Below are 25,374 nucleotides of genomic sequence, written 5' to 3' on the forward strand. Positions count from 1 at the left end.
CGTCAACACCGTCGGCTTGATCACTCGTTGGAGTTGGTGGTGCGAGCCCTCCGCACGTTGACCTCTTGATAGACGCGAGCCCGAGCTCCTGAGTAGACCGAGGCCCGCGGGGTGAGCTGGTGCCACGAACACGGCTGATGAGGTGTCGGACCAGCCCTGGCGGCTGAGCCCTGGAATTAGGTCGCTGAGTGGCCCGCATGCGCTCGTGACCAGCGCAAACACCCGCGCCATGGGGAGGGAACAACTTGATCTACTGTGGTACCGACTGGGCCGAACGCCACCACGACGTCGCTCTGGTCGACGACAGCGGCGAGCTGCTCGCCAAACGCCGCATCACCGACGACGCTGCCGGCTACCAACTGCTGATGGACCTGCTCGCCGAGTACGGCGACACGGAAGAAGCCCCGATCCCGATCGCGATCGAGACGTCCCGCGGCCTGCTGGTCGCCGTGCTGCGGACCGGCAGGCGCCAGGTGTTCGCGATCAACCCGATGGCAGCCGCCCGCTACCGCGACCGCCACTCCGTCTCCCGCAAGAAATCCGACCCCGGCGACGCCCTAGTCCTGGCGAACATCCTCCGCACCGACATGCACGCCCACCGACCCCTGCCACAGGACAGCGATCTCGCCCGCGCCGTCGCCGTCCTGGCCCGCGCTCAGCAGGACGCCACCTGGAACCGGCAGCAGAACTCCAACCAGCTCCGATCCCTGCTGCGCGAGTACTACCCGTCCGCCCTGGACGCCGTCGCCACCCGGCAGAACGGCCTATGCCGTCCCGAGGCACGCGAACTGCTCAAGCTCGCCCCCACTCCCTCGCAGGCCGCGCGGCTGAGCCGCACACAGATTCAGGCGGCACTCCAGCGAGCCGGCCGGAAACATGGCATCGAGGCCGAGGCCGACCGGATCCGCGAGGTGTTCCGCGCCGAGTGGGCCCACCAGCCGCCAATGGTCGAGGACGCGATCGGCAAGCAGATGCTTGCCCTCCTCACCCAACTGGAAGCTGCCTGCACGGCCGCCGACGACCTCGCGAAGGCGGTGGTGGAGGTTTTCCCTCAGCACCCGGACGCTGAGGTCATCCTCAGCTTTCCCGGCCTCGGCGTCCAGCTTGGTGCCCGGGTGCTGGCCGAGATCGGAGACGACCGGAGCCGTTTCGCCGACGCCCGCGGTCTGAAGGCTTATGCCGGCGCCTCTCCGATCACCAGGGCCTCCGGCAAGAAGTCGAGCATCATCCGGCGGAGGGTGAAGAACGACCGGCTCAACCATGCCGGCTATCTGTGGGCCTTCGCGGCCCCCAACGGATCACCCGGGGCCAAGGCCCACTACCGGCGCCGACGCGACGTCCACGGAGATTGGCACGCGGCCGCCCTGCGCAACCTCTTCAACTGGATGCTCGGCCAGCTCTATCGCTGCCTCCAGGAGCACACGCCCTTCGATGAGCTGGTCGCCTTTCCGACCCCGAGCCTGGAGGCAGAGAAGGCGGCAGCCTGATCTCCAACGGTCGAGAACTCCTTCTGTCAGTACGAGGTGGCATGCTCTCCCGCCATGAACAAGGAGCAGTTCTGGGAGCTCATCGCGGCGGCCCGCGACCGGGCGATCACCCCACACGAAAGCGAAGCGGTCGCCCACGAAGCGACCTCGCTGCTGGCCGCCCGGCCGGTCGAGGACATCGTCGCCGCTGAGTAGGTGCTGTGGGACCTGATGGTTGAGTCCTACACCAACCCTCTGTGGGCCGCTGCCTACATCGCCAACGGCGGATGCTCCGACGATGGCTTCGACTACTTCCGCGGCTGGCTGATCGCCCAGGGGCGTGACGTCTTCGAGCGCGCAGTCGCTAATCCTGATGCCCTCGCAGAACTGCCCATCGTTCAAGCCGCCGCAGCAGACGGCGACGACCTGGAAGGTGAGGACATGCTGGTCATCGCCTGGAACGCACACATCACGGCGACCGGTGACCAGCTTCCCGCGGGCGGACCCACCATCCGCTACCCGCAGCTGGACCCTGCCTGGGCCTTCGACTTCGACGACTCAGACGAGATGGCTCGCCGCCTGCCGCGTCTGGCTGCCCTCTACCTGCAGTAGTTCGAACACCGCAGCCGGCGCCTTGACGAGTTAGCACCATGAGGTGTCTTGGAAAGAGGGTGAGCCCCCAGCAGTTTCTCAATCCGCCCGGCCAGCAGCTTGCGTTGGTCAAGGACGGCGCTCAGCGATCTGGCCAGGCTCGGGACGATCAATGCGGCTGCCTCGGTGCCCGGAACGACGACGGTCTGCTCGTCCAAGGCGGCGAAGATGTCCTCGACCAGCCGTTCGGCCATCCTCGGGGCCTTCGGCCGTAACAACGTGACGAGGCGGCGTCGGCCGGCCTTGCGGAGCTGGGACGGAGAGCCGAACCGCTCCAGCAGGGCCAGGACGGCCGGGTGTTGCAACCGCGGTCCCAGCACCTTTTCCAGCGACGGATGGATTTGGGTCAGCAGGCCATGCAGGCGGTTCGCGACGCGGGTCGCTTCGCCGGTCAGGTCGTCGTCGAACCCGACGATCATCTCCAGCTCGGCGATCGTCTCGTCCTCGCCGTCGATCGCCCGCAGCGTGTGCGGCATCGCGCGGGCCGCGTCCGCGATGATGAACGCGTCCTTCGCGTCCGTCTTCGCCTCACCGGGGTAGAGATCGGCGATCCGCCGCATCGTCAGGCCGGGCAGATAGGCGACGGGGCAGCCCATGTCCCGTGCGACCGCCAGCGGCAGGGCACCGATCGAGGCCGGCTGGTCCACCACGACCAGCACGGTGCCGTGCTTGGCCTGGAGTTTCGCGAAGAGCTCGCGGAGCTTGGGTTCGGTGTTGGGCAGGCGCTTGTCGAAGGCTTTCTTCCCGGCCGCGGTGACGGCAGTGGCGTGGTGTTCGCCATTGCCGACGTCCAGGCCGAGGAAGACGTCGATGTCGCCGGTGTCGATCACGGGCAGGCCCCTCCATCACGCTTTTCGTCCGGCCTGCCACGGCATCGAGCTGCCACACCCACGTTACGGAGAGCTCTTCCGACTCGGGTGATGCCGGTGCTCAAGCCCCTCATCAGTGGTCGAGTCGTCGTGCGGCCCCGGGCGGCCAGGTGTCACAGGAACCATTGAAGGCAACCACCCCCAAGCCATACCCGGGGCCACTGGATCCTCCGGACCGTACGACAGCCCATCCGACCCATCAACAACGTAGGACCACCCCCCCCCGGATCATGAAAAACAAGGGGGGAAGTCATGCCGGACCCAAAGGCCGGAGGCCCCATTGCGGAGCCACGAAGACGGTAACGGGGGGGGCGGCACGTCGGGGGTCCTCGACTTGCCACAGCGGGAAGAAGAAGGGAGGCTCCCCGTCCAGGATCTGGATGAGGCGTTTGACATCTTCCCAAGGGGCAGTGGCGGTGCCAGCGAGGAGTGCTGCAACGTGGTCTTGGTCGAGGGTGTTTCCGCTGGTAATGGCGATGGCCCAAGGCGTGGGGCTGCCGACCTGTTGGTGCAGGAACCGCAGAGCGGTAGTGAGGGAGGCGTGCCGAAGCGTGTTGTCACAGCGCGCCGCCGAGTCCTCCCAGACCCTGCGCAGCACATCGGAGTCCGCGCCGCAGGCGCGGGCGATCGCGGCAACGTTCTTCCAAGCGGGGAAGCGTTCTCCTGTCAGCAGGCGGAAGAGGAAACCGGGCGATAGATGGCAGCGGCTGGCCAGAGCTCGTAGGCTCAGCCCGGAGGCGTGCTGGAGGCTGTTGAGTACCGTGGCCAGGTCCTGGCCGACGACCGGAGTCTTGAGTGTTCCGAAGGCGGCGGAAGTGGCGCCGTGGAGCGCTGGGGAGGCACAACTGGCGTCCGTACCGTTTGAGAGGTTACGGATGGTGGCGTCGTTGCTCGGAGACATGGCTGGTCTGGTCGGCAGATGATGGCTGGCGCGTGGACGGGCGAGGACCACTCCTTGCGGGCGGCTTCCTTACTCATGCGCAGCGGTGCGGCGATCTGTTCCCAAGATGCACCCCGCCGTCTCGTCCGAGCCACCATGTCCACGGTGAGGCGCTCGGACGTGACTTGCAGGTGGACCATGGATGCCAGGAACTCCTCGGCGAGTGTGTCGGGTTGGCCGACGGTAAGGAGGATGGCACGTACGGCGCGAGTGACCTCCTGGAGCCGAAGTCGAATGGCTTCATCGAGATCCTCGGTGCCGGGCGGGGTCGCAGCAGCCTGGCACTGCCGGTGGACAGCTCGACGGCACGGGGAGCTGCAGGAGTTGCAGGGGCGGTCGGTGGCCCGAAGGTGAGGTGGCTTGCCGCTCTCCTTGCACGTGAGAGGCAAGAATGTGTTGCCCATCGCGGAGCCTTCACCGGCCCGGGGGAATCAGCGTCGACCATGGAAACTCGCGTGATGTCGCCAGCAACGGTGGGACTGCGCTTTCCTGACGTGAACAAGCTCGGACTACTGATTCGACATGTCGTTGTCAACAGCTGCCCGCCTCGTGACTGCGGGCGTGATCTCAAGTCGGACGTGACCGAGGGGTACGCGGCCCAAGACCTCCGTTACCGACACCGTCGCGCGTCGCTGAAGGAGCTGTAGAGGTCAGCAAACGTCTACGAGCGACAGGACAGCGCCCTCGTCTAAAGGTCTGCAAGCGCAGCAGTTGTGCCGGGCATGGCCGTCATGGACCGGGTGGTCTGTGATGCCCGCCGGCTCACAGTGGACCTGATGGAGGAGCTGGCCATGCATGAGCCGACCCTCGGGACGTTGAGAGAGGTATGTGATGCAACCTGCGAGCGGCCGATCGTCGCCCGAGGTTTCAGAATGTGGTGAACTGCACCGGTTGGTCTTGGTCGCCAGGACGTTTCGATTGGTTCATCTTGTTCCGAACGATTTGTGACAATGCGTGGCTCCTTTACCGCCGCCAGTTCCTGGCCGTCCGCCGCCATCATCCGGGCGACTGCATGCCGCTTGTCGGCGCCTTGTACGTGCAGCGGACTGGCGTCGCCTCACTGCTGTGCCTGGGTCCGCACGTCGCGCGGCCAAGTGTGTCTGCCCCCTCCGTGTAGATGGGCCTGGTCGAGGCCACCCGGGCCTTCCTTTGGCATGCTCTACCGACTGGGCATCCGGGACGGGGTGTTCTTCCACGCCCTCACCGTCGCGGGCACTTGGCAGAACCGGTCGACCGCCACCGACCGCGGCGACCGCGTCTCTGGTGACACTGTCAACGACTGGGTGCCCTGCCGGACGTTCGCGGTCGCGGCTGCTTCGACAATCCACTGCCACCCACACGGCCGCACCACACGAGAACAACCGCAGAATCGATCAACGCGAAGCCGCCACATCCCGCACGGCGCATTGTCCAACAGGGTCAAAGCCTAGAGGAGGTGCCTGGTATCGGGCGTCCGCGACGATGAGGATGTCGGGGCCGCCTGTATGCCTTTGCCCGGCGGTGATCAGTCGCTGAAGCAGATCGCGCAGTTGCCGGGCGGTGATGGTGTCGGTCTCGTCGCCGGGCACCAGCTGGACCGTGTCCAGCGCTGCGGTCCATGAGCTGCGGCCAGCCTCGAGCGCGCAGATGATCGAAAAGGGCCGGCCGGGGATCGGAATGTACTGATCTTTGCCTCTGCCGTAGGTGTGGCCAGGATCCGTTCCGGTGAGGTGTGGGCGTCGGGTCGCAACCAGCAGGCGACATCGACGACCAGGACCAGCCAGTCGTCGGCGGCCCGTGGCAGTGGCGGCCAGCGCCCCCGGCATCGATGCCTCCACGAGCCACCGCTGCGTAGAGCCCTCCGCGGCGGTTTTCACGCACCAGCGACAGCTCGGCCAGCGACCTCACCGGCCCGTCGCTACACAGAACAGCGTTAGCCAGCTCGAACAATGCTGGGTAGGTGGTCGGCCTGGTCGTGGCTCGGCTGTCGCGTCGAGTGGGCCACTCTCCGTTCGTGGGTGTGTCGGGGTGGTGAGGCCCGGGGAGGTGGCTCCGGGCCGGAGGTGGCGAGAGCCGGGAAAGAAAAGGACCTTGAGGTCCACTCTGAATCCTGCTAGCCTCTGTACCGGTAATCTAGCCAATGTGGCGGAACAGGCGAGCGACAAAAATAGCTCCCGGCTGACTGAGCGCGGGCGGGCGACTCGAGATCGCATTTTGAGGTCCGCCGCCGACATGATGTACGTCAAGGGCGTGTCTGCGACGACTCTCGACGAGGTCAGAGCGGCCAGCGGAACGAGTAAATCCCAGCTCTACCGTCACTACCCCGACAAGGATGCGTTGGTGCGGGACGTAGTCGCGTTGCAGGCAGCAGAATTGCTCGAACGCCAGCACCAGCTACTGCGGCGGCTCAACTCCCTCCGCGGGCTGGAGCGCTGGCGGGACGCACTGATCGAACACAACGCGCTCCGAAACGGAGCGTACGGCTGCCCGCTCGGCTCCCTTGCAAGCGAGTTGACCGACCAGGACGAAGAGGCTCGCAAGGCGATCGCCCGGTACTTCGACACCTGGGAGGGGATGCTCGCGGCCGGACTCGTGCGGATGAAGGACTCGGGAGTCCTCCGTGCCGACGCCAACGCCGGAGAGCTCGCCACTGGCCTTATGGCCGCCCTTCAAGGCGGCTACCTCCTGGCGCAGACGGCCCGAGACGTCAAACCCATGAGGATCGCCCTCGACATGGCGATCTGCCAGGTCAATTCCTACGCCCTGCCTACTGAAGACGATAATTCGCCTGAAGAGGACACGAGAGGGCGCTAAAGCCGTCGGGGGACGTTGAGGAGTCCGGGTGCGGCACCATAGAGGGTTACGTCGCGTCTTTTCTACCCGTCGGACTTGACTGTCCTGGGTAGGCGACTGAGGGCGCGGCCGCAGGAGAATGTGTTCGTCTGCACGCCCCACCCGCCTGCTGCATGCGGCCCCCACCTGCCAACGAAAGCCGCTTCAACCGAAGAGTGGACCAATTAGTCCAGGAAACCGACCGACCTGTGGCACTTTAGGTAGTAAATGTCCCCTTGTGGGTGGTTAAGCCGTCGTGGCTCACAAAAATCCCCAGAACGGCACTCATCGTGTATGCGGGCATCCGGTTTTCTCGGCACTCGGGCTCGTTCGTCTACACAAAGTCAGGGTTGAGACGGAGCTTGCATCCGAGGCGGTACGCCGTGCTTCCTCCGCGAGTGCCGAGACGGGCAGGCCTGGAAGCCTCTCGTAACTGGTGGAGGACGTGCGGGCGACGAAGCCTCGCGGTCAGCCAAAGCTCCACGCGCCCTACGTCTACAGGTCAGACAGGCGCTGCGGAGTAAAGCGACAGCTTCGCATGCTTGGTCGACGGGAACTTTCTGCAGCATGGCCAACCGGAGTCTGTGGTCCTGAACATGTTTGTAGGAGGCGGCGGCAAACGTCCGGGAGGCGCGCAGATCGGCGGCCTGGCGTCCGCGGCTAACCTGCTGGCCGGGGGCCTCGCGGGGTGGAAACGGGTAGTTTTCGCCGAGACTTCGGAGCCGTTCCCGGGCCAGCAACGCAGCGTCCTCGGCGAGTTGCCTCGCCCGTGTCAACGAGCAGCTCGCCTACGAATGGAGAGGGACAGCTACGCGGGGAGCGTCGCAGGACTGTCTACCTTCCTTGTCGAGAACCCCTTCGAGGGTATGCGACCTCCGCGTGGCCGTACTCCAGGCGCGGGTCGGCAGCCTGAGGCCCTGACCATTTACTGATCAGTCGCCTGCTGTGTCAACTCCACTCGTCACGGTGGGTTTTCCGCCTAAGGTTTATCCTCCGCTCGGCCTTTTCGCAGCGATATGCTTTTCGGCAAGCCCGGCCTGGTCAGGTGGTTTTCGAGGCAGCTTCCAGCTTTTTCGGACGTACTGACTCATGCGCGCGTCCGGATGACGCTGTAGGTAGGTCTGAATGTGCCGGCCGGAACAACCCCCGTAACCAGCTTCCCCTGCCATAGTTCAGACGTATCGGAGTCTGTGATCACCACTCCTGCGATGCGTCGTTGCGCCTCGTCCAAGTAGAAGATGGCGGACCTGAAGGTCAAGCCAATGTCGTCGCTCTCCAGCCAGCTGATCAATCTAGCCCCTGCGAACCGTGGCCGACCCGGGAGGTACGAGTTCGGCAGGACAGCCCAAGGGGCTTGTTCGCCATTTGGCGGGCCGGCCGCCCAGGCGACTATGCCGGATAGACGCCTCGTCGACATCAGGCCGCTTAAATGGACTTCTCCCGTCGTCGCCGAGGCACCAACACCGAGATGCCGCGGGACTCCGACGGCATGGAGGCCATGATGACTTCACCAGACGATTTCCCGGCCTACGAGGGCCTGACTTCCTCCACCCCCGTGCCTGCGCTCTCAGGAGGAGTACGACGAGGCGAGCTGCGGGAGGACGTCCTGGGCCGGGGCTGCTCACACGCCAATGCACCCTTCGCCGCCACCGACTGGGGTGTCACTACGAGGGAGAGCGCGTCTCCCCAGGACCTCGCACATCGGCTCAGGCGCGAGGTGCAGGAAGCTGGTACACCGGATGAGAGCCACGGGCTGTGGGATGCGATCGGCGCGGACAGAGAACGCGTCGACGCCAAGGTCGGCCATGAGCGCGCAGGACGCCTCCCCAGCCGGGGCGCGGACGCTCTCGCTGAGGAGGCGGCTGTCCACGTGGTGCCCGCACCCGAGAGGACTCCTAAGCGACCGCCTGCCCCCTGGGGCAGGGGCGAGCCCGAACTGCACATCCCAGAGGGGCTGAGCCAGGGGAGGATTCCCGGCCGTCCCAGTGTAATCAGTCGGTGGGCTGTACGTCGGTTCGCCCAGGGGCATGCGCGGCAGACGCGCTTCGCCGAACCGGTCCGACAGCAGTTGTTGGGCCACGCATGTCAAAGCAGCTCCGACAAGCGATGGGCCGCTCGGATTCGCCGCTGCACCCAGACAAACGGGACGGCTGACATCAGCCGCGGTCGGCCTGTTTGAGCGCGAAGAGAGGCAGCAACTGTGACAACGATCCATTTCCCGCCGAATCCGGGCACCAGCGGCGAGCGGGAGACCCCCGCCCAACGCCGTGCGAGATTCGAGCAGGAAGCTCTCCCACATCGCCGTACCCTCTACGCCGCCGCCTGGCGCATGACTCGCCACGCAGCAGATGCTGAGGACTTGGTCCAGGATACGTACGCGCGTGCTTACGCATCGTTCGACCAGTTCCGGCCGGGCACGAACTGCGGAGCCTGGATGAAGAGGATCATGTTTAACCAGCACATTTCTGCCCATCGCAAGCAGCAGCGTAGACCGCGCCTGTGCTTTTCCTCCGAAGTCGAAGACCCGCAACTGGCGCGTCTTGGCGCCTATGCTTCCGGAGCGCTGAAGTCAGCGGAATCGGATGCGCTGGAGCGCATCGTGAATCCCGACCTCAAAGCAGCCTTTCGTCAGATTCCCCCTCCACGCCGCCTCGCTGTGTACCTCGCTGACATCGAAGGCCTCTCCTATCGAGAGATCGCGGAAACCATGGGGACTCCAGTGGGCACAGTGATGTCGCGCCTCCACAGGGGGCGTCGGCAGCTGCGCTGCCTGCTCCCGCAATACGCACCGGAGCTACCCGCAACCTGACAGCCCGCTACTGGGAGGAGGACCGCTCACCAGGCAAGCGCGGCAGTACGGAAAACACGTCCAGACCGCCCGTGAGTCGCTAGTGTGATGCGTCGGAAATCACTGCTCTAAGTTTCTGTCAGGTATCGGTGGTTGGTGGGTTGATTTTGGTGAGGTAGTCGGCGAGTGAGTTGAGGATCTCGTCGGCGGTCTTGGTCCAGGTGAAGGGTCGTGGGTTCTCGTTCCAGGTGTCGATCCATGCGGTGATGTCCTGCTCGAGGGCCTTGACGGAGGTGTGGACACCGCGGCGGATGAGTTTGTCGGTCAGCAGGCCGAACCATCGCTCGACCTGATTCATCCAGGAGGAGCCGGTGGGGGTGAAGTGGACGTGGAAGCGGGGGTGTTTGGCCAGCCACGTCTTGATCTCGGGCGTGTTGTGGGTGGCGTAGTTGTCGCAGACCAGGTGGATGTCGAGTCCGGCGGGTACGGCCTTGTCGATGCGGATGAGGAACTTCTTGAACTCGATGGCCCGGTGGCGTCGGTGGAGTTCCGATATGACAGTGCCGTCGGCGATGTTGAACGCGGCGAACAGGCTGGTGATGCCGTGCCGGTAGTAGTCGTGGGTACGGCGTTCGGGCATGCCCGGCATCATCGGCAGGACGGGCTGGGAGCGGTCCAGCGCCTGAATCTGGGCCTTCTCGTCCACGCACAGGACCACCGCTTTCTCGGGCGGGTGGTGGTACAGGCCGACGACGTCGACGACCTTCGCGACGAACTGTGGGTCGGTGGAGAGCTTGAAGGCGTCCTGGAGGTGCGGCTTGAGGTCGAACTTCTTCCAGATCCGCCCGATGGTGGACTTCGACAGGCCGGAGTGCTGGGCCATTGAGGCCCGCGACCAGTGGGTGTCTTTGCCCGGGGTGGATTCCAAGGTCGCGGTGAGCACGTCTTCGACCTGGTCGAGCAGGATCGAGGGCGGCCGGCCGGGACGCGGTTCATCGATCAGCCCGTCCAGCCGCGAGCGGATGAACCTCGACCGCCAGCGGTTCACCGTTCCGTGCGACACACCGAGTTCAGCGGCGATCTCCTTGTTCGTCCCGCCTTCCGCGCACCGCAGTACGATCCTCGCCCGCAGCGCCAGGAACTGCGCGGTCTTCGCCCTCTTCGCCCAGCGCGTCAACTCCGCCCGCTCGGCCTCGGACAGCACCAGCTCCGGCTTGCACCGACCCGACCGCGGCTCGTCCACCAGGCCCGACATCCTCCGGTCCGCGAACCGCGAGCGCCACTTGCGCACCGTCTCCGCACTCACCCCGAAGCCCGCTGCCACAGTGGTGTTCGACGCCCCGTCCGCACAGGCCAGGACGATCCGAGCCCGCTCCGCCACGCGAGCCGAGACCGCGCCGGCCGCCCAGCGCGACAACTCCGCACGCTCCTCCACGGACAGCACGACTTCGACAGCACGAGGACCCCGAGACACCATGAAAACAGGCTACAGACTTAGAGCAGTGATTTCCGGCGCATCACACTAGTATCCTGCGCCAGAGATCCGTCGGTAGAGGCGGGTGAGCGGGTCGAGGATCTCTTCTGCTGTCTTGGTCCAGATGAACGGCTTGGGGTCTTTGTTCCAGTCTTTGACCCATGCCCGGATGTCGGCTTCCAGGGCCTGGATGTTCTTGTGTGCGCCGCGGCGGATCATCTGGTGGGCCAGGTAACCGAACCACCGCTCGACCTGATTGATCCACGAGGAACCGGTCGGGGTGAAGTGGAGCTCGAATCGCGGGTGTTTGGCCAGCCAGGCCTTGATCGCAGGGGTTTTGTGGGTGCCGTAGTTGTCCACGATCAGGTGGATCTGCAGGTGCGCGGGTACCTCCTTGTCGATCCGGATCAGGAACTTCTTGAACTCCGCGGCCCGGTGCCGGCGGTGCAAGGCAGAGATGACCTGTCCGGTGGCGACGTCGAACGCGGCAGACAGGGTGGTGAGGCCGTTGCGGACGTAGTCGTGGGTGCGACGCTCGGGCATGCCCGGCATTATCGGAAGCACTGGCTGGGACCGGTCCAGGGCCTGGATCTGCGACTTCCCGTCCACCGACAGCACTACCGCACCCTCGGGAGGGTCGAAGTACAGGCCGACGACGTCGTAGACCTTCTCCACGAACAACGGGTCCGTCGAGAGTTTGAAGGTGTCCGCCAGGTGCGGCTTGAGCTGGAACTGCCGCCAGATCCGGCCGACCGTGGACTTCGACAGACCACTGTGCTCGGCCATCGACTTCCGCGACCAGTGGGTGGCGTTCTTCGGCACCTGTTCCAGCGTGGTGACCACCACCGCCTCCACTTGATCGACGCTGATGGTGGGAGGCCGGCCCGACCGGGGCTCATCGGCGAGCCCGTCCAGCCGCTCGGCGAGGAAACGCCGCCGCCACTTGCGTACCGTGTCCGCACTCACCTGCAGATCCCGGGCGACCGCCACGATCGCCGGCACCTCCGGCCCCGCGCAGGCCAGCACAATCCGCGCCCGCAGGGCCAGAGCCTGGGCCGATGTCGCCCGACGCGTCCATCTTTCCAACACCGCCCGCTCATCATCAGACAGCAGCAACGGTTCCAGCTTCGGGCCCCGACGGGGAACTGACGCACCAGCACCAGAAGTCACACACCTACTAACGATCAACTACTGGCGCAGGACACTAGTGTGATGCGCCGGAAATCACTGCTCTAAGTCTGTAGCCTGTTTTCATGGTGTCTCGGGGTCCTCGTGCTGTCGAAGTCGTGCTGTCCGTGGAGGAGCGTGCGGAGTTGTCGCGCTGGGCGGCCGGCGCGGTCTCGGCTCGCGTGGCGGAGCGGGCTCGGATCGTCCTGGCCTGTGCGGACGGGGCGTCGAACACCACTGTGGCAGCGGGCTTCGGGGTGAGTGCGGAGACGGTGCGCAAGTGGCGCTCGCGGTTCGCGGACCGGAGGATGTCGGGCCTGGTGGACGAGCCGCGGTCGGGTCGGTGCAAGCCGGAGCTGGTGCTGTCCGAGGCCGAGCGGGCGGAGTTGACGCGCTGGGCGAAGAGGGCGAAGACCGCGCAGTTCCTGGCGCTGCGGGCGAGGATCGTACTGCGGTGCGCGGAAGGCGGGACGAACAAGGAGATCGCCGCTGAACTCGGTGTGTCGCACGGAACGGTGAACCGCTGGCGGTCGAGGTTCATCCGCTCGCGGCTGGACGGGCTGATCGATGAACCGCGTCCCGGCCGGCCGCCCTCGATCCTGCTCGACCAGGTCGAAGACGTGCTCACCGCGACCTTGGAATCCACCCCGGGCAAAGACACCCACTGGTCGCGGGCCTCAATGGCCCAGCACTCCGGCCTGTCGAAGTCCACCATCGGGCGGATCTGGAAGAAGTTCGACCTCAAGCCGCACCTCCAGGACGCCTTCAAGCTCTCCACCGACCCACAGTTCGTCGCGAAGGTCGTCGACGTCGTCGGCCTGTACCACCACCCGCCCGAGAAAGCGGTGGTCCTGTGCGTGGACGAGAAGGCCCAGATTCAGGCGCTGGACCGCTCCCAGCCCGTCCTGCCGATGATGCCGGGCATGCCCGAACGCCGTACCCACGACTACTACCGGCACGGCATCACCAGCCTGTTCGCCGCGTTCAACATCGCCGACGGCACTGTCATATCGGAACTCCACCGACGCCACCGGGCCATCGAGTTCAAGAAGTTCCTCATCCGCATCGACAAGGCCGTACCCGCCGGACTCGACATCCACCTGGTCTGCGACAACTACGCCACCCACAACACGCCCGAGATCAAGACGTGGCTGGCCAAACACCCCCGCTTCCACGTCCACTTCACCCCCACCGGCTCCTCCTGGATGAATCAGGTCGAGCGATGGTTCGGCCTGCTGACCGACAAACTCATCCGCCGCGGTGTCCACACCTCCGTCAAGGCCCTCGAGCAGGACATCACCGCATGGATCGACACCTGGAACGAGAACCCACGACCCTTCACCTGGACCAAGACCGCCGACGAGATCCTCAACTCACTCGCCGACTACCTCACCAAAATCAACCCACCAACCACCGATACCTGACAGAAACTTAGAGCAGTGATTTCCGACGCATCACACTAGTTCAGACGCGTCGGAAACCCCGTCAGTGAAATCCCGGGATGTACGCGGACGAAAGCCCCAGTTGGCAGCCAGTGGACACTTCAGCGGCGCAGGCTGGCGGTGGACGACCACATCGGACCCGACAACGCTAACCAGGGTGCGCGCATCGCGACCACACACATCCGAGGCATCGGCAACCGCCCCCACAGGGATGGGCAAGAGGGGCTGCTTGGCCAGGAGTTCACGTCTCCGGGGCGTCCTAGGTAAGAAGTCGCCTCCCCCGGGCGCTCACCTCCAAAGGGGGCCGCAAGGGCCGCACTGGACGAAAAAGGACGGCGAGCATGGCGTTCATCTCGCGCGGGTTCCACGGGCGAAGGCCGCCGGCGGGCACGAAGCTGCCGCCCGGGCAGTACGCGACGACCGGCTTCCCGGTGCTGTCTGCCGGGCCCACCCCCCGCATCCGGCAAGACGACTGGAAGCTGTCCGTAACCACGGAAGCCGGGAAGCAGCATGTATGGGACTGGGCAGGCCTGATGGCACTCCCGGCGGAGTATCCGACTGTCGACCTGCACTGCGTAACGAAGTGGTCCAAGCTAGGAACCGAGTGGCACGGAGTGTCCCTAGATGTTCTGCTCGCGGACGTGGAGACGGCCGCAGAGCACGTCTTCGTCACGTCGTACGGGGGCTACACCACGAACATCCCCCTCGCTGACCTGGTCGATGGCAAAGCGTGGATTGTCTACGGCTACGGCGGCGGTGACCTGGCGCCGGAACATGGTGGCCCCGCTCGACTGCTGGTCCCACACCTGTACCTGTGGAAGTCCGCGAAGTGGGTCAGCAAGATCGAGCTGCGCGAGAGCGACGTGCCCGGCTTCTGGGAGAGCGCCGGTTACCACAACTACGGAGATCCATGGAAAGAACAGCGGTACCAGGGAGACTAGGCGACCGGCTCCGATGGCGGACCGCGGAGGTAACGGGTCGGCGCGTAGAGTCGGCGACAGCTGTCACCCTGACACTGGATCTGCCGGACTGGCCAGGGCACCTGGCCGGCCAGCACGTGGACGTCAGGCTGACCGCGGAAGACGGCTACAGCACCCAACGCAGTTATTCGATCGCCTCGGCTCCCAACGGCCGGAGCCTCGACCTGACGGTCCAGTGCACGCCCGGCGGGGAAGTGTCACCCTATCTCGTGGACGAGCTCGTGGTCGGGGACCAACTGGAGTTGCGCGGGCCTGTCGGCGGCTGGTTCGTCTGGAGGCAGCAGCAGACGGAGCCGATTCTGCTGGTGGCGGGCGGATCGGGAGTCGTGCCTTTGATGTGTATGGTCCGCGCGCGGGAGGCAGCCGGTAGCCGAGCCCCGTTCCGGTTGCTCTACGCGGCGCGGAGCCTATCGGACGTGCTGTACCGCTCGGAGCTCCGCCGGGGAGCGCCGGGGCTGGATACGACGTACTTGTACAGCAGAAAGGCTCCTGCCGACTCACCGCGCCCCCCGGGGCGCATTGATCCTCAGGACTTGGTTCGCAGCGGCTGGCCCCCGGACTTCGAGCCGACCTGCTATGTCTGCGGCCCCACGGCGTTCGTTGAGAAGACCGCTGCCTATCTGGTGCTCCTGGGACATGCACCCGAGCGAGTACGTACCGAGCGCTTCGGCGACAGTGGAGGTTGAGATGGCGCCCATAGAGGCCAGCGGCCCAAGCGCGGACGATGTCCACGCCGGGTATGTCGATGGAAACGCGCTGGCAGGGCCCCTGTCGGAAGTCTTCGCAGTTGATGTGACGGCCGCTACGAGCCAATGCGCCACCTGCGGTTGCACCGGCCCCCTTGCTCGCCTCCATGTGTACAGGCACGTACCCGGCCTGGTCGCACGCTGCCAGCAGTGCGGGAACGTCATGGTGCGTGCGACGCGCACGAGGGACTCGGTATGGCTCGACATGAGCGGCGTGGCCTCGCTGGCAATTCCATTGGGTGGGACTTGAGTTCTGGGATACTGCCGCGGTACTGACTCCCAATGTCGTTGTCGACGCCTCGCTCGTGACTGACCACAGCTGCCTCAGCCGAGGCTGACAGCGCGGGGCGGCCAGTTGCTTTCGAAGGGGTGACCGTCGCAGAAGAGTGCTCACGGGAGGTTCAGGCGGCGGCGTGCGAGGGCGATGAGCTTGCTTATGGCTCTTCTTCTCGGCCCTCTTACGTTCGTAGAACGCTTTGGAGACAGGGCAGGATCGGGCGGCGACCTCGGCCGACATGTAGAAGACCCGCAGCAGTAGCGACGAGGGCGGGTCTGATGCAGGTTCGGGTGACAGGTGCGGTCACGCGGCCTGGAGGGCCGGTGTGGTCATGACGGTCTCGAATTCGATGGGGGTCAGCCGACCGAGCGAGGCTTGTCTGCGGCGTCGGTGGTAAGTCCGCTCGATCCAGGTCACGATCGCGATCCGCAGTTCTTCACGGGTGGCCCAGACGCGGCGGTCGAGGACGTTCTTCTGCAGCAGGCTGAAGAAGGACTCCATGGCCGCGTTGTCGCCGGCAGATCCGACCCTCCCTATCGAGCCGGCCATCCGGTGGTGGTCCAGCGCCCGGACGAACTTCCGCGAGCGGAACTGCGATCCGCGATCGCTGTGCAGAATGCAGCCGTCGACGTTTCCACGCCTGGCCACGGCGTTTTCCAGGGCGGTCACAGCCAGGCGGGACTTCATCCGCTCGTCGATGGAGTAGCCCACGATCCTGTTGCTGAAGGCGTCCTTGATCGCGCAGAGGTAGAGCTTGCCCTCACCGGTGGCGTGCTCGGTGATGTCGGCGAGCCACAGCCGGTTCGCGCAGGTCGCGCTGAAGTCACGGCGGACCAGGTCGTCGTGCACCGGCGGGCCGGCCTTCTTTCCCTTGCCGCGCTTCTTGCCGAACACGCTCCACCAGCGGTTGTCCCGGCAGATCCGTCGATCAGGCAGTGCTGGCCTCGATCGACAAGTCCACGTCGGCAACGGCAAGGAACGTCCCGTAGTAGACGGACAGATCTTTGACGTCGCTGTTTCTCCACCTGCCCTCCGGCCTGCAAACGTCGAGAAAGGAGGACTATTTGGTTCGGAGCGTAGGAGCCTGCTCAGGCTGTGTGCAACTGTCATGGCGCTGGTCCCCGACCCGGCTTCTATCGAAGAATCCCATCCCGACCAGCGGAAACGGAAAGCGTGACAGCCCGGGGGAGCTCTCGGTCGCATCAAGGTTTTCCGCTGAGGCGCCGCCGCGCCTCGGTGTCTGCCATCCCCAACAGCGGTCGGTCAGGCCGCCATCTCTCGTATATGACGTTGGCGTTCACGGGTGCCAACCTATAAGTGCCTCGAGGGCCCAACGCTTTACCGGAAGGGTTGAGCGCGCTCGAGAAAAGGTCCGGTCAACGAGCAGGGCCAGGCCCAACGGGTTGCCGCGTATTGAGGCTATGCGCTGATGCAGGCGCGGCTCACCCGGTTGCGAAGGGTCTGCACCAGGCTGGATAGTGGACCCTAGAGTCCCGTCCGAAGCCACTCGTGCCGCTTGGTTCGGCATGCCGTGGCAGGGCAGGGGATGAGGTGTTCATGTGAAGGGGTGTCATGACCGAGGTCTTGTTCGACGACAGCGCACAGTGTGTCCGGGTCGTCGACGATCCGAAGGATCGTCAGTACGCGCTCTACGTTAACGGGGCACAGGCGGGGACGATGTCGTACCGCAACGTCGGGCAGCGGCGAGTGCTGGGCCACACAGAGATCGACGAAGCCTATCGTGGCCGAGGCCTGTCCCAGGTCCTCATCCAGGCGGTCCTCGACGACATGCGGGAGAGGCAGCAGAAGGTCACGGTCTACTGTCCTGCCGTCGATCGGTTCGTCAAGCAGCGCGTAAAGTACGCCGACGTCATTGATCCCAGTCACCCAGGCATTTGGTTCGCCTGACCTCCGCCGGCCGGAGAGCGCTGGGCCACACTCCACTTACCAGCAATATGCGGGGCGTCAGGGCCTTGACCCCGAATCTTGGACACGGGCTATGCGGCTGGTATCAGCGTAGTTGGTGCTGTTCGGGACGAGGTTTCGTAGGCGATCGGGCTGCGGTGTCCGAGGCTGGAGTGACGGCGTCGGGTGTTGTAGCGGTGCAGCCAGCGGAACGTGTCGAGGTGGGCCTCGCGCTCGCTGGACCAGGTCTTGCGGCCCTGGAGCGTCTCGCGTTTGAACGTCGCGTTGAAGGACTCGGCGAGTGCGTTGTCCGCGCTGGAGCCGATCGCGCTCATGGACTGGCGAATGCCGGCTTGGCGGCAGGCGTCGGCGAAGGCCCGGCTGGTGTATTGGGCTCCGTGGTCGGTGTGCATGACCGCTCCGGCGAGGCTGCCGCGGGTGCGTTCGGCGGCGGCCAGGGCGTCGATGACGATCACGGCTGAAGCTCCTGAGGCTGGTCGAAACGTGTCTGCAACGCCGCGGCGGTGCGCCGCTGGCCCCGGCCGGTGTCGTCTAGCCGAGATTTGCTGTCAGGTGGCAGGGCGCCCTCCCGGCCCAGGAGGGCGCCCTGTTGGGCTCACGCTGCGAGCTCGGTGACCGACTGGGGCCTTACGTGCTGGGCGACCAGCCACCAGGAGCGGCGGGAAGGTACTCGTTTCCGTCGCATTCCCGCACGCGGAAGATGCCGCACCGGAGCTCCTCGAGAGTGCCGTCGCAGCGGACCTGTTGGCGAGCCAGGCGCGGCCGACCGGCTCCGGGGCAAGTGGGTACACACTCAACGGGTTGGGGGTACCCACTAGGCCACGGCCCTCACCAGCTTTTACGGGACTTCCCAATGCTGATGTCAAGCGGCTGACGCCATTGGAGGTGCGGCGTGGTAGCAATCACCGTCACGGATCATTGCCCACAAGACGTTGATGCGACGGCAGGCCAGCGCGAGGAGAGCCTGCTTGTGGCCTTTCCCCTCGCTCCGCTTCCGTTGGTAGTACGTCTTGGAGGCGGGGCGGGACTTGAGGCTGCCCGGACCGGTCAGCGCACCGTCCTTGCCGTCGCGCAGTACGGCGCGCGTACTGTTCCAGTTCTCTACGACCTGAAGTTCGCGCGGGACTCGTCCGGTAGTCGCGAGCGAAGGTGATCCGCACGGCGCGGCTGAATTCTTCGACGCAGCATAGGCGGGATGCTAGGCGCCGCCGAGCGTGAAGCGCAGCAAGATCTGTTTCGGCATCCGCCGAGGCCAGCCGGAGCGTGACGGCGTACTTCACCCGCTGATCGTACTGCTACTCGATGACTGTTCTGCGGCCGAAGTTCCCCGGTGCCAGACGCAGAGCGGGTTTCACCTTTTTCGCCAGAAGCGCTTACCTAATGTGAACAAGCCAGTGATCGATCAGCACGGATCTGACTGAACTGCCCAGCTAGGTCTCGTCGATTCGGCGGCTGAGCCGGGAGCCTGCTTACCGGGCTGCCGCCAGCATCGTGCACGCAGTGTCGGGCATCGGCTACCCACCTGGCGCCTGCGATGGTCTCGCCTCCCGGAAGTCGAGACCACCGCGGCTTGCCACCCGGAAGGCAATGCGGGTGCATGGCAGCACGAAAGAAGGCCGGTCATATGTTTAGGGAACCTCTTCATGGCGTTTAGCCGGCCAGTAGATCGAGCGGTGCTTTTATGGGATTTCTCGCCTATTAATCCCTCTATGTAGTCGCTCGGTTCAGGGGTGACTACACGCATGGAGCAATCGCAGCGCGCCGTCTGTCACGATGAGCTGAGCCCGGACCGCTTTTCTGGTCAGCTGGTCGATGGAGCCGGTTGGGGCGACCCCCGTGACCCTCGCCAGCTTTGGATGTGTAGTCATCACCGCGGAGAGAGCAGTCCACCGTGATGCCAGGTGTACGAGTCGTTGGCATGATAGGGACGCAGATCGTGTTGTGCCGTCGGCGCTCCCAGCATGGCGAGCTGTGGAGGGGCAGCGGGCCTGACGGAGGCTGGTGCATGGTGAGACCGCCCTGCTCTTAGGACACAGGGATGAGTGAAATGCTGTGGCACCCATGAGCAGTTGTTGGGGGGACCGTGAGAGACGAGAGGAGAATCCCATGACCACGCGCCCCACGACCGGCGGACTGCACTCCGGAGGGATGATCGCGACCCGGTACGGACTCGCGCTCAACCTCCTCAGTATCGGACGGCTAAAATTCGAGTCCTACGAAGTTGAAAACATCCGGCCTTTGGTTGTTTCAAGTCCGCTGATGAGGCAACCGCTGAAAAGGCTTGGCGAGAAGAAACTCGCCAGGGCCATCGGGCTTACCGAGATCGCAATCGGCGGGATGGTGTCGACCGGGCGATGGGCGCCAAAGGTCTCGGCAACCGGTAGTCTCCTCGCCGCTGGCGTGTTCGCCGTCACACTCAGTTTTCTGGTCACTACCCCAGAAGCGTGGCAGGTGCGGGAGCGGGGCCGAGAGCCCAAGCTGTCGCCCGCAGGGCAATTTCTCATCAAGGATGTAGTGCTACTAGGAGCGTCCTTGGTCACCGCTGCAGAATCGCTTAACAGCATCCGACAGCTCCGCTAGCGGGGTGATCTGGCCGTGCGATCGTGCTGTGAGACCTAGCTGCTCAGTGGGTCAGCTGGCGGCAGCCAACGGTCGTCCACAACGTTCCGAAGACGTCTTGCCGAGGCCAGCGCTCGGGCCGACGGGCGGAAAGCCTACACGGACGACGACAGTACCGGGACGCCGATGAGCTGGCGGCAGCTGATGCCGGTGCGGGCCTTTAAAGGGAACAAGGGCCACGACCAAGGCCGCGTGCGTATGCGCAACTGCTCGACAAGCGTCCAGGCCGCCCCGCGAAGGGCGTACAAGCCACGAAAGCCCACGCCCGCCGTCGCCGACAGTCGGCAGTGTCGGGTGTTCGAAGAGCGCCCACGGTCCGAACCTCTAACCAAACAGGTGAGACCACTCAGGCCGCCGCCAAAACCGCAGGAGGCGGAGGCGGTGAGGCCGCGGCGGCCTTGCGCGTACATGCGACGAGCGGGCCTCGCTACCGCACGTACCGACCGGGGACCGAGGAGGCGAGCGGTACGAGTCGGCCGGCCCGATGGCTGCCGCGGGCCTACTCCGAGGCGCTGGCTTCGGTAGGCCAGGCGGTTATTGATAGCGACCTTCGAAAAGAGTCCCACTCCCGAGGTCCGAGAACCGGAGGCCGACGACCCTTTCCTCGTCCACCATCCACTGGAGGTCGTAGGAGGCGTGGTAGGAGGGTGGCCAGAACGAGCAGAAGCGGCCGTTCTCGTCGACGGACCACGTGCCCTCCGTCTGACGTCCGCCTTCGACATAGCGGGTGGTGCCGTCGGGGTCGAAGGACTGTGTTGCGCCGTCGCTGTAGACGAGCTCGCCAGCAGTGACAGCGGCTGAAATCCGCTCGGGTGGCACAGTGGCGCCGTCTTCGGTGGATACGCCGTCAAGGTTCCTGATCACTGTGTGGTCCTCCTGCTACGCCCCGCAGATTCCACAGGGCTAGCTCGGTCGGAAGCGTGCAGCCGCACGCGGTAGGAAATGTCCAACGCTGGCACGTTCACCACCTCGCCGCTTTAGTTCTCCCGGATGCCTGCAGCGTGCCTGAAGGGATCGAGCCTCTTGCGGGAGAGTTGGCCAGAGGCGCCCGCCCATTCGACCCGGGATGAGACCCGCCCATCCGACCCGGGATGAGAAGGGGAAGCATCGCGTGAGAGGAGCGGAGGTGGATCCGGGCTGCGGTGCTGTAGCTGGCAGACCGGTCGTCAGGCTTCTGCGGTGTCCTCCTTCGGCGCCTCGAACAAGTGCAGGTATTGGCCGTAACCCTCTCGCTCGAGGTCCTCTGCAGGGACGAAGCGCAGGGATGCGGAGTTCATGCAATACCTCATCCCACCCCGGTCGCTGGGCCCGTCAGGAAACAGGTGCCCGAGGTGGCTGTCTCCGGCGGTTGGCCGAACCTCGACACGGACCATGCCGTGGCTAGAGTTGGGAATCGTGACGACGTGGTCGGAATTCAGCGGCTTCGTGAAGCTAGGCCACCCGGTCCTGCTGTCGTACTTGTCGGTGGAAGCGAACAGGAGCTCCCCGGACACGATGTCCACGTAGATTCCGGGAGCCTTGTTGTCCCAGTAGGCGTTGACGAACGCGGGCTCGGTCTCGTCCCGCTGGGTCACGCGGAACTGCTGGTCCGTGAGCTGTGAGATGTGCTCAGGGCTCTTGCGGCATGTCTGCCTCCCATTGCGCCGCCTCGTGCGGCGATCGACGTGCGCCGACGAGCACGGCCGGCGACCTGTTCAGGGTCGGGTGAGGTTCGGAGGACGGTGAGGATCGTCAGGATTACCCAGCGTTGAGGTTCCCGATCGTGTTGGTATGTGGGTTGCGTGCTGCGAGGACGATGACCAGCGTGGCGACGAGGGCAAGTCCGCCGTATCCGAGCGAGATCTGCGGTAGTGAGAAGGTGTTCGAGAGCTCCCCTGAGGTGAGACTGGGGAAGGCAGCGCCGCTATAGCAGAGGAGGTAGATCGCGCTGAAGATCGGTGCCCGGTCGGCCAGGGCGCTGTCGTGCAGCAGGCCGCGAGTCGCAGCACTGATGGCGATGCCTTGACCGGCGCCGGCGACGATGGTTGCGGCGATGAACAAAACCAGCGTTCCGGTGGCGATCGCTTCAATGATACCGATCCATCCGGCTAGGAAGATGATCATGCCGGTACGTTGGTCCGCCGCGGATGTGAACCAGCCGCCGAGGGGAGCGCCGAGACCGCTGGAAGCCATGTAGGCGGCGAACACCACTCCGAGGATGAGCGGGCTGCGTGTGTGAAGCTGATCTTCGACCAAAGCGGGCATGAAGGCTTGGTAGAAAGCCCCGGTCGCCCAGGTGGCCAGGAATACCAGAGCCGCGACTGGGAGCAGGTGCCTGACTCGCGCCGGTACGCGGACCCGGGGCAGCAGCGATCGCCAAGCGCCCGGCGACGGCTTCGTGGTTTCCGGGCTGATGGAGATGAGTGCAGCAGACAGTACGAGGAGACTGGCGCAACCCAGGTATATGAGGTGGCGTGGCCAGGGGCCGAACTGGACCAGGGCGCCCGGAGGCGATGGCGCCGAGCGTGAGGCTGAGCATGGGTCCCTGGCTGGCGGCGACGGAGGCTAGCCAGGCTGCCCTGCTGGGTGCGGCGTCGACGATGCAAGAGGTGGGGCTGCTGCTGGCCAACCTCGTACCGACGCCCATCAGGAGCTGGCCAGCAGAGTGCCGATGTCGTGCTCGTTCAGCAGCAGCAGACAGCCCACCAGGAGAAGGCCGAGGCCGGCGATCGCGGTGAGCCGTCGACCTAGATGATTGGACAGTCGTCCGAGAATCAACAGTCCGACGATAGTGCCGACGCAGTTGCTGACGACAGCCAGCGAGACAGCAGCGTTGCTGAATCCGTTCTCAGCCCGGTAGGTGTTGAACAGGGGGGTCGGTGCGGCCGATGCAGCAAACGAGGCCACCAGAGAGACCACCGCGGACAAAAATGCCAGCCGAAGCGTTTTGCCTTGGCGAGTCCGGTTGATCACTGGTACCAAGTTTTGCATCCAGCCATGCCTTTCTATCGTTCTGAACCGTTGCCGGAACTCCGGGGAGCCTGGGGCTGTGTTGCTACCCAAGGGACCCACGCCAGGCACAGCTAGACCTCAGCTAGACCGGCCCACCTGAGTCGAATGGCACGCCGCGCGACACCGCATTAGCGTCGATCCTCGGCGTCGTCTTACCAACAACATGACGATCTCGCCGGTTCCGCGTCGCCCTCCCACCGCAACCCGCACTGGTGAGGAGGCGGTACGACGCGGGAAGGGCTGTGCAGCTAAAAATGGTGAGCCGACGAGGCGCCAGGTCGATCTAGTGCGAATGCCCCGTCGGCACTCCCTGGCCGAGCTGTCGTGAACGTGTTGCGCGCGCCACACGCCGTGACAGGCGACCACATCTGAACCTCGGACCGCTACGTCAGGTCGTGCTCGACCGCGGTCAACTCCGCGTCGGGACCGCCTTCCACTGGCTCGCGCTGGGGGAAGGCGCCGACGCCGGGATGGACTTTATCGATGAGGTCGGCGTACGCGGGGTTACGGTGGATGAACTCACCGACGACCGGGCAGATGATGGTGATCTTCTTCCCGCTCTCGCGGATCTCGTCCAGCACACGGGAGACGAGTTCCGTGGCCACCCGATGTTTGCGGTAGGCGGGGTCGACCCACGTCGTCAGCAGTACAACCCGACCTCCCACGAACCGGTACGAGAGCTCAGCGATTGCTTCATCACCGAGGGCGGCGACCCACCGACCGTGCTCCGCGTCGTTGAGCACATCGAGCTCCCAACTGGACTCCACCTCGCTTAGACGTGCATCGTCCAAAGCGGCGATGAGCGCAGCGTTGTTCTCTTCCCGGGCGGACGCCTCAGCCTCGAGATTGATCGTCATGGTCACACCTTCTGCTAGGGGAGCTGGGCTTAGGACGAACGCGTGTGGCCTTTGCTTATTCCCGGATGCTTGAGGTCGATGAGGTCGGCATACACCGGGTGGTTCTCGATGAAGGTGAGCACGATCGGGCACATGATGGTGACCGTCTTCCCTTGCGCGCGCACGTCGTCAAGGACACGCCTGATCAGCTCGGTGCCTATGCCTTGCCTGCGGAACTCGGGGAACACCGAGACGGCCAGCAACACGAGGCGGCTGTCGCCAGCGACGTTGTAGGCCAGGCCGGCGACCTCGTGGTCGCCGACGATGCCCTCGTAGACGCTGGTTTCCTTGTTGTCGACGACTGCGAAGTCAAACGCGGGGACGTGAGGATCGGCGACTACCTCGTCGATGAGGACGATCTGGTCCTGACTGAGGGAGCCTCTCCCGTCGGGATAACCCGCCTCGTCGTTGGATCCGAAGGCGGAGTGGTTCGGCTCGATTGGGTTGGTCATAGCGGTATCCCTTCGTTTGTCACTGGTCTGTGTCGGTGCAGGCGGAGCGTTGCAATGGAAGCTGGTGGAGTGTGTGGAAGAGGCCGTCAGATGCCGCGCTCAGAAGTTGTTTCTTGCGGGTGAGGGCCTCAAGGTCGAACTGGAGCGGGGGCGGGGGGACGGTGAGGACGGGGCAGGTAGCGTGGGTGAGGCAATAGCGGGCGATGGGGGATCGCCAACGGCGGAGTTTGCTGTGATGTCTTCTGCCGATGACCAGCAGGTCGGTTTCTTTGTTGGCGATCTGGACGAGGGTGCGGCCCGCGGAGCCTGAGATGACGAGTCCACTGATCCGGACGGTGCCATCGGTGGCAGCGAAGACGTCATTGAGTACGCCTTTTAGCAGGCGCACGGCTGCGGTTCTGGTGCCTTTGAGGGGTGGTCGGTTGGTCCCGGGAGGCGGGTCCGTGTCGCAGGGCCGCCAGGCCAGGACCGCCAGGAGACGGCGTCCGGTGAGCCGGGCTTCGGTGCCGGCCCTCTGTAGAGCGACGAGGCTGTTGAGTGATCCGCTGACCCCGACCACGATGCGCTGCTGTGCTGGGCTGTCCATGAGGCTCCTTCTTCCGGCCCGCAGGACGCCCTCAGCGTCATCTTTTAGGACACCAAGTGGCACGGTTATCCGCCGTCAAGGTGCTGGGCCGTCACCGAGCCGGAGCGACTGCACAGGGCGTCTCCTACTTTGACGACGTAGCCATGCCGTGTGTGATGTAGCGAAATTCACACTCGGACGGAGGAATGTCTCCGGATCCGCGGGCAGCCTTCTCGACTCGCACCCCTGGCGTGCATCCGCTGGGCCCCCTACCTGCTCCCGCTGCTCAGTCCGGCCTCGCCGGGACATGTCTC

At 65.0% G+C, this 25,374-nt stretch carries 21 protein-coding genes and 5 pseudogenes; 10 read left to right on the forward strand and 16 right to left on the reverse strand.

The features are described from left to right. Nucleotides 1–245 precede the first annotated feature (245 nt). Together ACSHXN_RS41180 and ACSHXN_RS41185 are read left to right on the forward strand one after the other, a co-directional pair. Complete coding sequence (locus ACSHXN_RS41180) at nucleotides 246–1,487, forward strand: IS110 family transposase (RefSeq protein WP_438306161.1); 1,242 nt, start codon at nucleotides 246–248, stop codon at nucleotides 1,485–1,487. Between the two features lie 54 nt (nucleotides 1,488–1,541). Beyond that, a pseudogene (locus ACSHXN_RS41185) lies at nucleotides 1,542–2,078 on the forward strand (DUF4240 domain-containing protein). A gap of 47 nt (nucleotides 2,079–2,125) precedes the next feature. Here the strand turns inward: ACSHXN_RS41185 and ACSHXN_RS41190 are convergent. The 3 genes and pseudogenes from ACSHXN_RS41190 to ACSHXN_RS41200 all read right to left on the reverse strand — a co-directional run. Continuing rightward, nucleotides 2,126–2,947 (reverse strand): annotated as a pseudogene (locus ACSHXN_RS41190) (IS110 family transposase); the annotation flags it as partial. 289 nt (nucleotides 2,948–3,236) lie between these two features. Beyond that, complete coding sequence (locus ACSHXN_RS41195; protein ID WP_438306163.1) at nucleotides 3,237–3,887, reverse strand: helix-turn-helix domain-containing protein; 651 nt, start codon at nucleotides 3,885–3,887, stop codon at nucleotides 3,237–3,239. Nucleotides 3,888–5,347: 1,460 nt separating this feature from the next. Continuing rightward, nucleotides 5,348–5,858: pseudogene (locus tag ACSHXN_RS41200) on the reverse strand (transposase); the annotation flags it as partial. A gap of 189 nt (nucleotides 5,859–6,047) precedes the next feature. Between ACSHXN_RS41200 and ACSHXN_RS41205 the strand changes: the two are divergent. After that, nucleotides 6,048–6,719: a TetR/AcrR family transcriptional regulator gene (locus ACSHXN_RS41205; protein WP_356297313.1), complete on the forward strand. Its 672-nt coding sequence runs from the start codon at nucleotides 6,048–6,050 to the stop codon at nucleotides 6,717–6,719. Nucleotides 6,720–7,824: 1,105 nt separating this feature from the next. Here ACSHXN_RS41205 and ACSHXN_RS41210 read toward each other — a convergent pair. Beyond that, nucleotides 7,825–8,154: a peptide-methionine (S)-S-oxide reductase gene (locus ACSHXN_RS41210; protein ID WP_355140490.1), complete on the reverse strand. Its 330-nt coding sequence runs from the start codon at nucleotides 8,152–8,154 to the stop codon at nucleotides 7,825–7,827. A gap of 783 nt (nucleotides 8,155–8,937) precedes the next feature. On the opposite strand from ACSHXN_RS41210, the gene ACSHXN_RS41215 reads away from it, so the two are divergent. Next, complete coding sequence (locus tag ACSHXN_RS41215; protein ID WP_438306165.1) at nucleotides 8,938–9,546, forward strand: sigma-70 family RNA polymerase sigma factor; 609 nt, start codon at nucleotides 8,938–8,940, stop codon at nucleotides 9,544–9,546. A 118-nt stretch (nucleotides 9,547–9,664) separates the two neighbouring features. Here ACSHXN_RS41215 and ACSHXN_RS41220 read toward each other — a convergent pair whose 3' ends face one another. Then, nucleotides 9,665–11,002: an IS630 family transposase gene (locus tag ACSHXN_RS41220; RefSeq protein ID WP_438302435.1), complete on the reverse strand. Its 1,338-nt coding sequence runs from the start codon at nucleotides 11,000–11,002 to the stop codon at nucleotides 9,665–9,667. A 45-nt stretch (nucleotides 11,003–11,047) separates the two neighbouring features. Then, on the reverse strand, nucleotides 11,048–12,169 hold the full coding sequence (locus ACSHXN_RS41225) for an IS630 family transposase (RefSeq protein WP_438306167.1): 1,122 nt from the start codon (nucleotides 12,167–12,169) through the stop codon (nucleotides 11,048–11,050). 83 nt (nucleotides 12,170–12,252) lie between these two features. Between ACSHXN_RS41225 and ACSHXN_RS41230 the strand changes: the two genes are divergently transcribed. The 4 genes from ACSHXN_RS41230 (at nucleotide 12,253) to ACSHXN_RS41245 (ending at nucleotide 15,584) form a co-directional block, all read left to right on the forward strand. Beyond that, the gene (locus ACSHXN_RS41230; RefSeq protein ID WP_438302435.1) at nucleotides 12,253–13,590 is read left to right on the forward strand and encodes an IS630 family transposase; all 1,338 of its coding nucleotides are present in this window, start codon (nucleotides 12,253–12,255) and stop codon (nucleotides 13,588–13,590) included. Nucleotides 13,591–13,949: 359 nt separating this feature from the next. Then, nucleotides 13,950–14,549 carry a molybdopterin-dependent oxidoreductase gene (locus tag ACSHXN_RS41235; protein WP_355141829.1) on the forward strand — a complete coding sequence of 200 codons (600 nt, stop codon included), beginning with the start codon at nucleotides 13,950–13,952 and terminating at the stop codon, nucleotides 14,547–14,549. Beyond that, a complete protein-coding gene (locus ACSHXN_RS41240) occupies nucleotides 14,519–15,274 on the forward strand; it encodes a ferredoxin reductase (RefSeq protein ID WP_355141827.1) in 756 nt (251 codons plus the stop codon). The genes ACSHXN_RS41235 and ACSHXN_RS41240 overlap by 31 nt, the downstream gene beginning before the upstream one ends. Before the next feature lies 1 nt (nucleotide 15,275). Beyond that, nucleotides 15,276–15,584, forward strand: coding sequence for a DUF6510 family protein (locus ACSHXN_RS41245; RefSeq protein WP_438306169.1), 309 nt, complete (start codon nucleotides 15,276–15,278; stop codon nucleotides 15,582–15,584). A gap of 330 nt (nucleotides 15,585–15,914) precedes the next feature. Here the strand turns inward: ACSHXN_RS41245 and ACSHXN_RS41250 are convergent. Next, nucleotides 15,915–16,535: pseudogene (locus tag ACSHXN_RS41250) on the reverse strand (IS3 family transposase); the annotation flags it as partial. Between the two features lie 648 nt (nucleotides 16,536–17,183). Here ACSHXN_RS41250 and ACSHXN_RS41255 point away from each other — a divergent pair. Continuing rightward, complete coding sequence (locus ACSHXN_RS41255) at nucleotides 17,184–17,519, forward strand: GNAT family N-acetyltransferase (RefSeq protein WP_355141823.1); 336 nt, start codon at nucleotides 17,184–17,186, stop codon at nucleotides 17,517–17,519. 89 nt (nucleotides 17,520–17,608) lie between these two features. Here the strand turns inward: ACSHXN_RS41255 and ACSHXN_RS41260 are convergent, their stop codons facing one another. Together ACSHXN_RS41260 and ACSHXN_RS41265 are read right to left on the reverse strand one after the other, a co-directional pair. Further along, the gene (locus ACSHXN_RS41260) at nucleotides 17,609–17,992 is read right to left on the reverse strand and encodes a transposase (RefSeq protein WP_438306171.1); all 384 of its coding nucleotides are present in this window, start codon (nucleotides 17,990–17,992) and stop codon (nucleotides 17,609–17,611) included. A gap of 407 nt (nucleotides 17,993–18,399) precedes the next feature. Beyond that, nucleotides 18,400–18,543 (reverse strand): annotated as a pseudogene (locus tag ACSHXN_RS41265) (IS110 family transposase); the annotation flags it as partial. Between the two features lie 1,100 nt (nucleotides 18,544–19,643). Here ACSHXN_RS41265 and ACSHXN_RS41270 point away from each other — a divergent pair. Further along, a complete protein-coding gene (locus tag ACSHXN_RS41270; RefSeq protein WP_355141819.1) occupies nucleotides 19,644–20,117 on the forward strand; it encodes a DUF417 family protein in 474 nt (157 codons plus the stop codon). A 573-nt stretch (nucleotides 20,118–20,690) separates the two neighbouring features. On the opposite strand, the gene ACSHXN_RS41275 is transcribed toward ACSHXN_RS41270, so the two are convergent. The 7 genes from ACSHXN_RS41275 to ACSHXN_RS41305 form a co-directional block, all read right to left on the reverse strand. After that, the gene (locus ACSHXN_RS41275; protein WP_438306173.1) at nucleotides 20,691–21,020 is read right to left on the reverse strand and encodes a hypothetical protein; all 330 of its coding nucleotides are present in this window, start codon (nucleotides 21,018–21,020) and stop codon (nucleotides 20,691–20,693) included. 302 nt (nucleotides 21,021–21,322) lie between these two features. Further along, nucleotides 21,323–21,760, reverse strand: a complete 438-nt coding sequence (msrB, locus tag ACSHXN_RS41280; protein WP_438306540.1) for a peptide-methionine (R)-S-oxide reductase MsrB — start codon at nucleotides 21,758–21,760, stop codon at nucleotides 21,323–21,325. Nucleotides 21,761–21,893: 133 nt separating this feature from the next. Continuing rightward, nucleotides 21,894–22,400: a hypothetical protein gene (locus ACSHXN_RS41285; protein WP_438306175.1), complete on the reverse strand. Its 507-nt coding sequence runs from the start codon at nucleotides 22,398–22,400 to the stop codon at nucleotides 21,894–21,896. 381 nt (nucleotides 22,401–22,781) lie between these two features. Continuing rightward, on the reverse strand, nucleotides 22,782–23,108 hold the full coding sequence (locus ACSHXN_RS41290) for an MFS transporter (RefSeq protein ID WP_356297475.1): 327 nt from the start codon (nucleotides 23,106–23,108) through the stop codon (nucleotides 22,782–22,784). A gap of 422 nt (nucleotides 23,109–23,530) precedes the next feature. After that, nucleotides 23,531–24,004, reverse strand: a complete 474-nt coding sequence (locus ACSHXN_RS41295) for a GNAT family N-acetyltransferase (RefSeq protein WP_355141812.1) — start codon at nucleotides 24,002–24,004, stop codon at nucleotides 23,531–23,533. 29 nt (nucleotides 24,005–24,033) lie between these two features. Beyond that, nucleotides 24,034–24,495: a GNAT family N-acetyltransferase gene (locus ACSHXN_RS41300; protein WP_355141810.1), complete on the reverse strand. Its 462-nt coding sequence runs from the start codon at nucleotides 24,493–24,495 to the stop codon at nucleotides 24,034–24,036. Nucleotides 24,496–24,514: 19 nt separating this feature from the next. Next, nucleotides 24,515–25,081 carry a universal stress protein gene (locus tag ACSHXN_RS41305; RefSeq protein ID WP_438306178.1) on the reverse strand — a complete coding sequence of 189 codons (567 nt, stop codon included), beginning with the start codon at nucleotides 25,079–25,081 and terminating at the stop codon, nucleotides 24,515–24,517. Nucleotides 25,082–25,374 lie beyond the last annotated feature (293 nt).

Source organism: Streptomyces sp. HUAS TT11 (assembly GCF_051553595.1).
Lineage (GTDB): Bacteria > Actinomycetota > Actinomycetes > Streptomycetales > Streptomycetaceae > Streptomyces.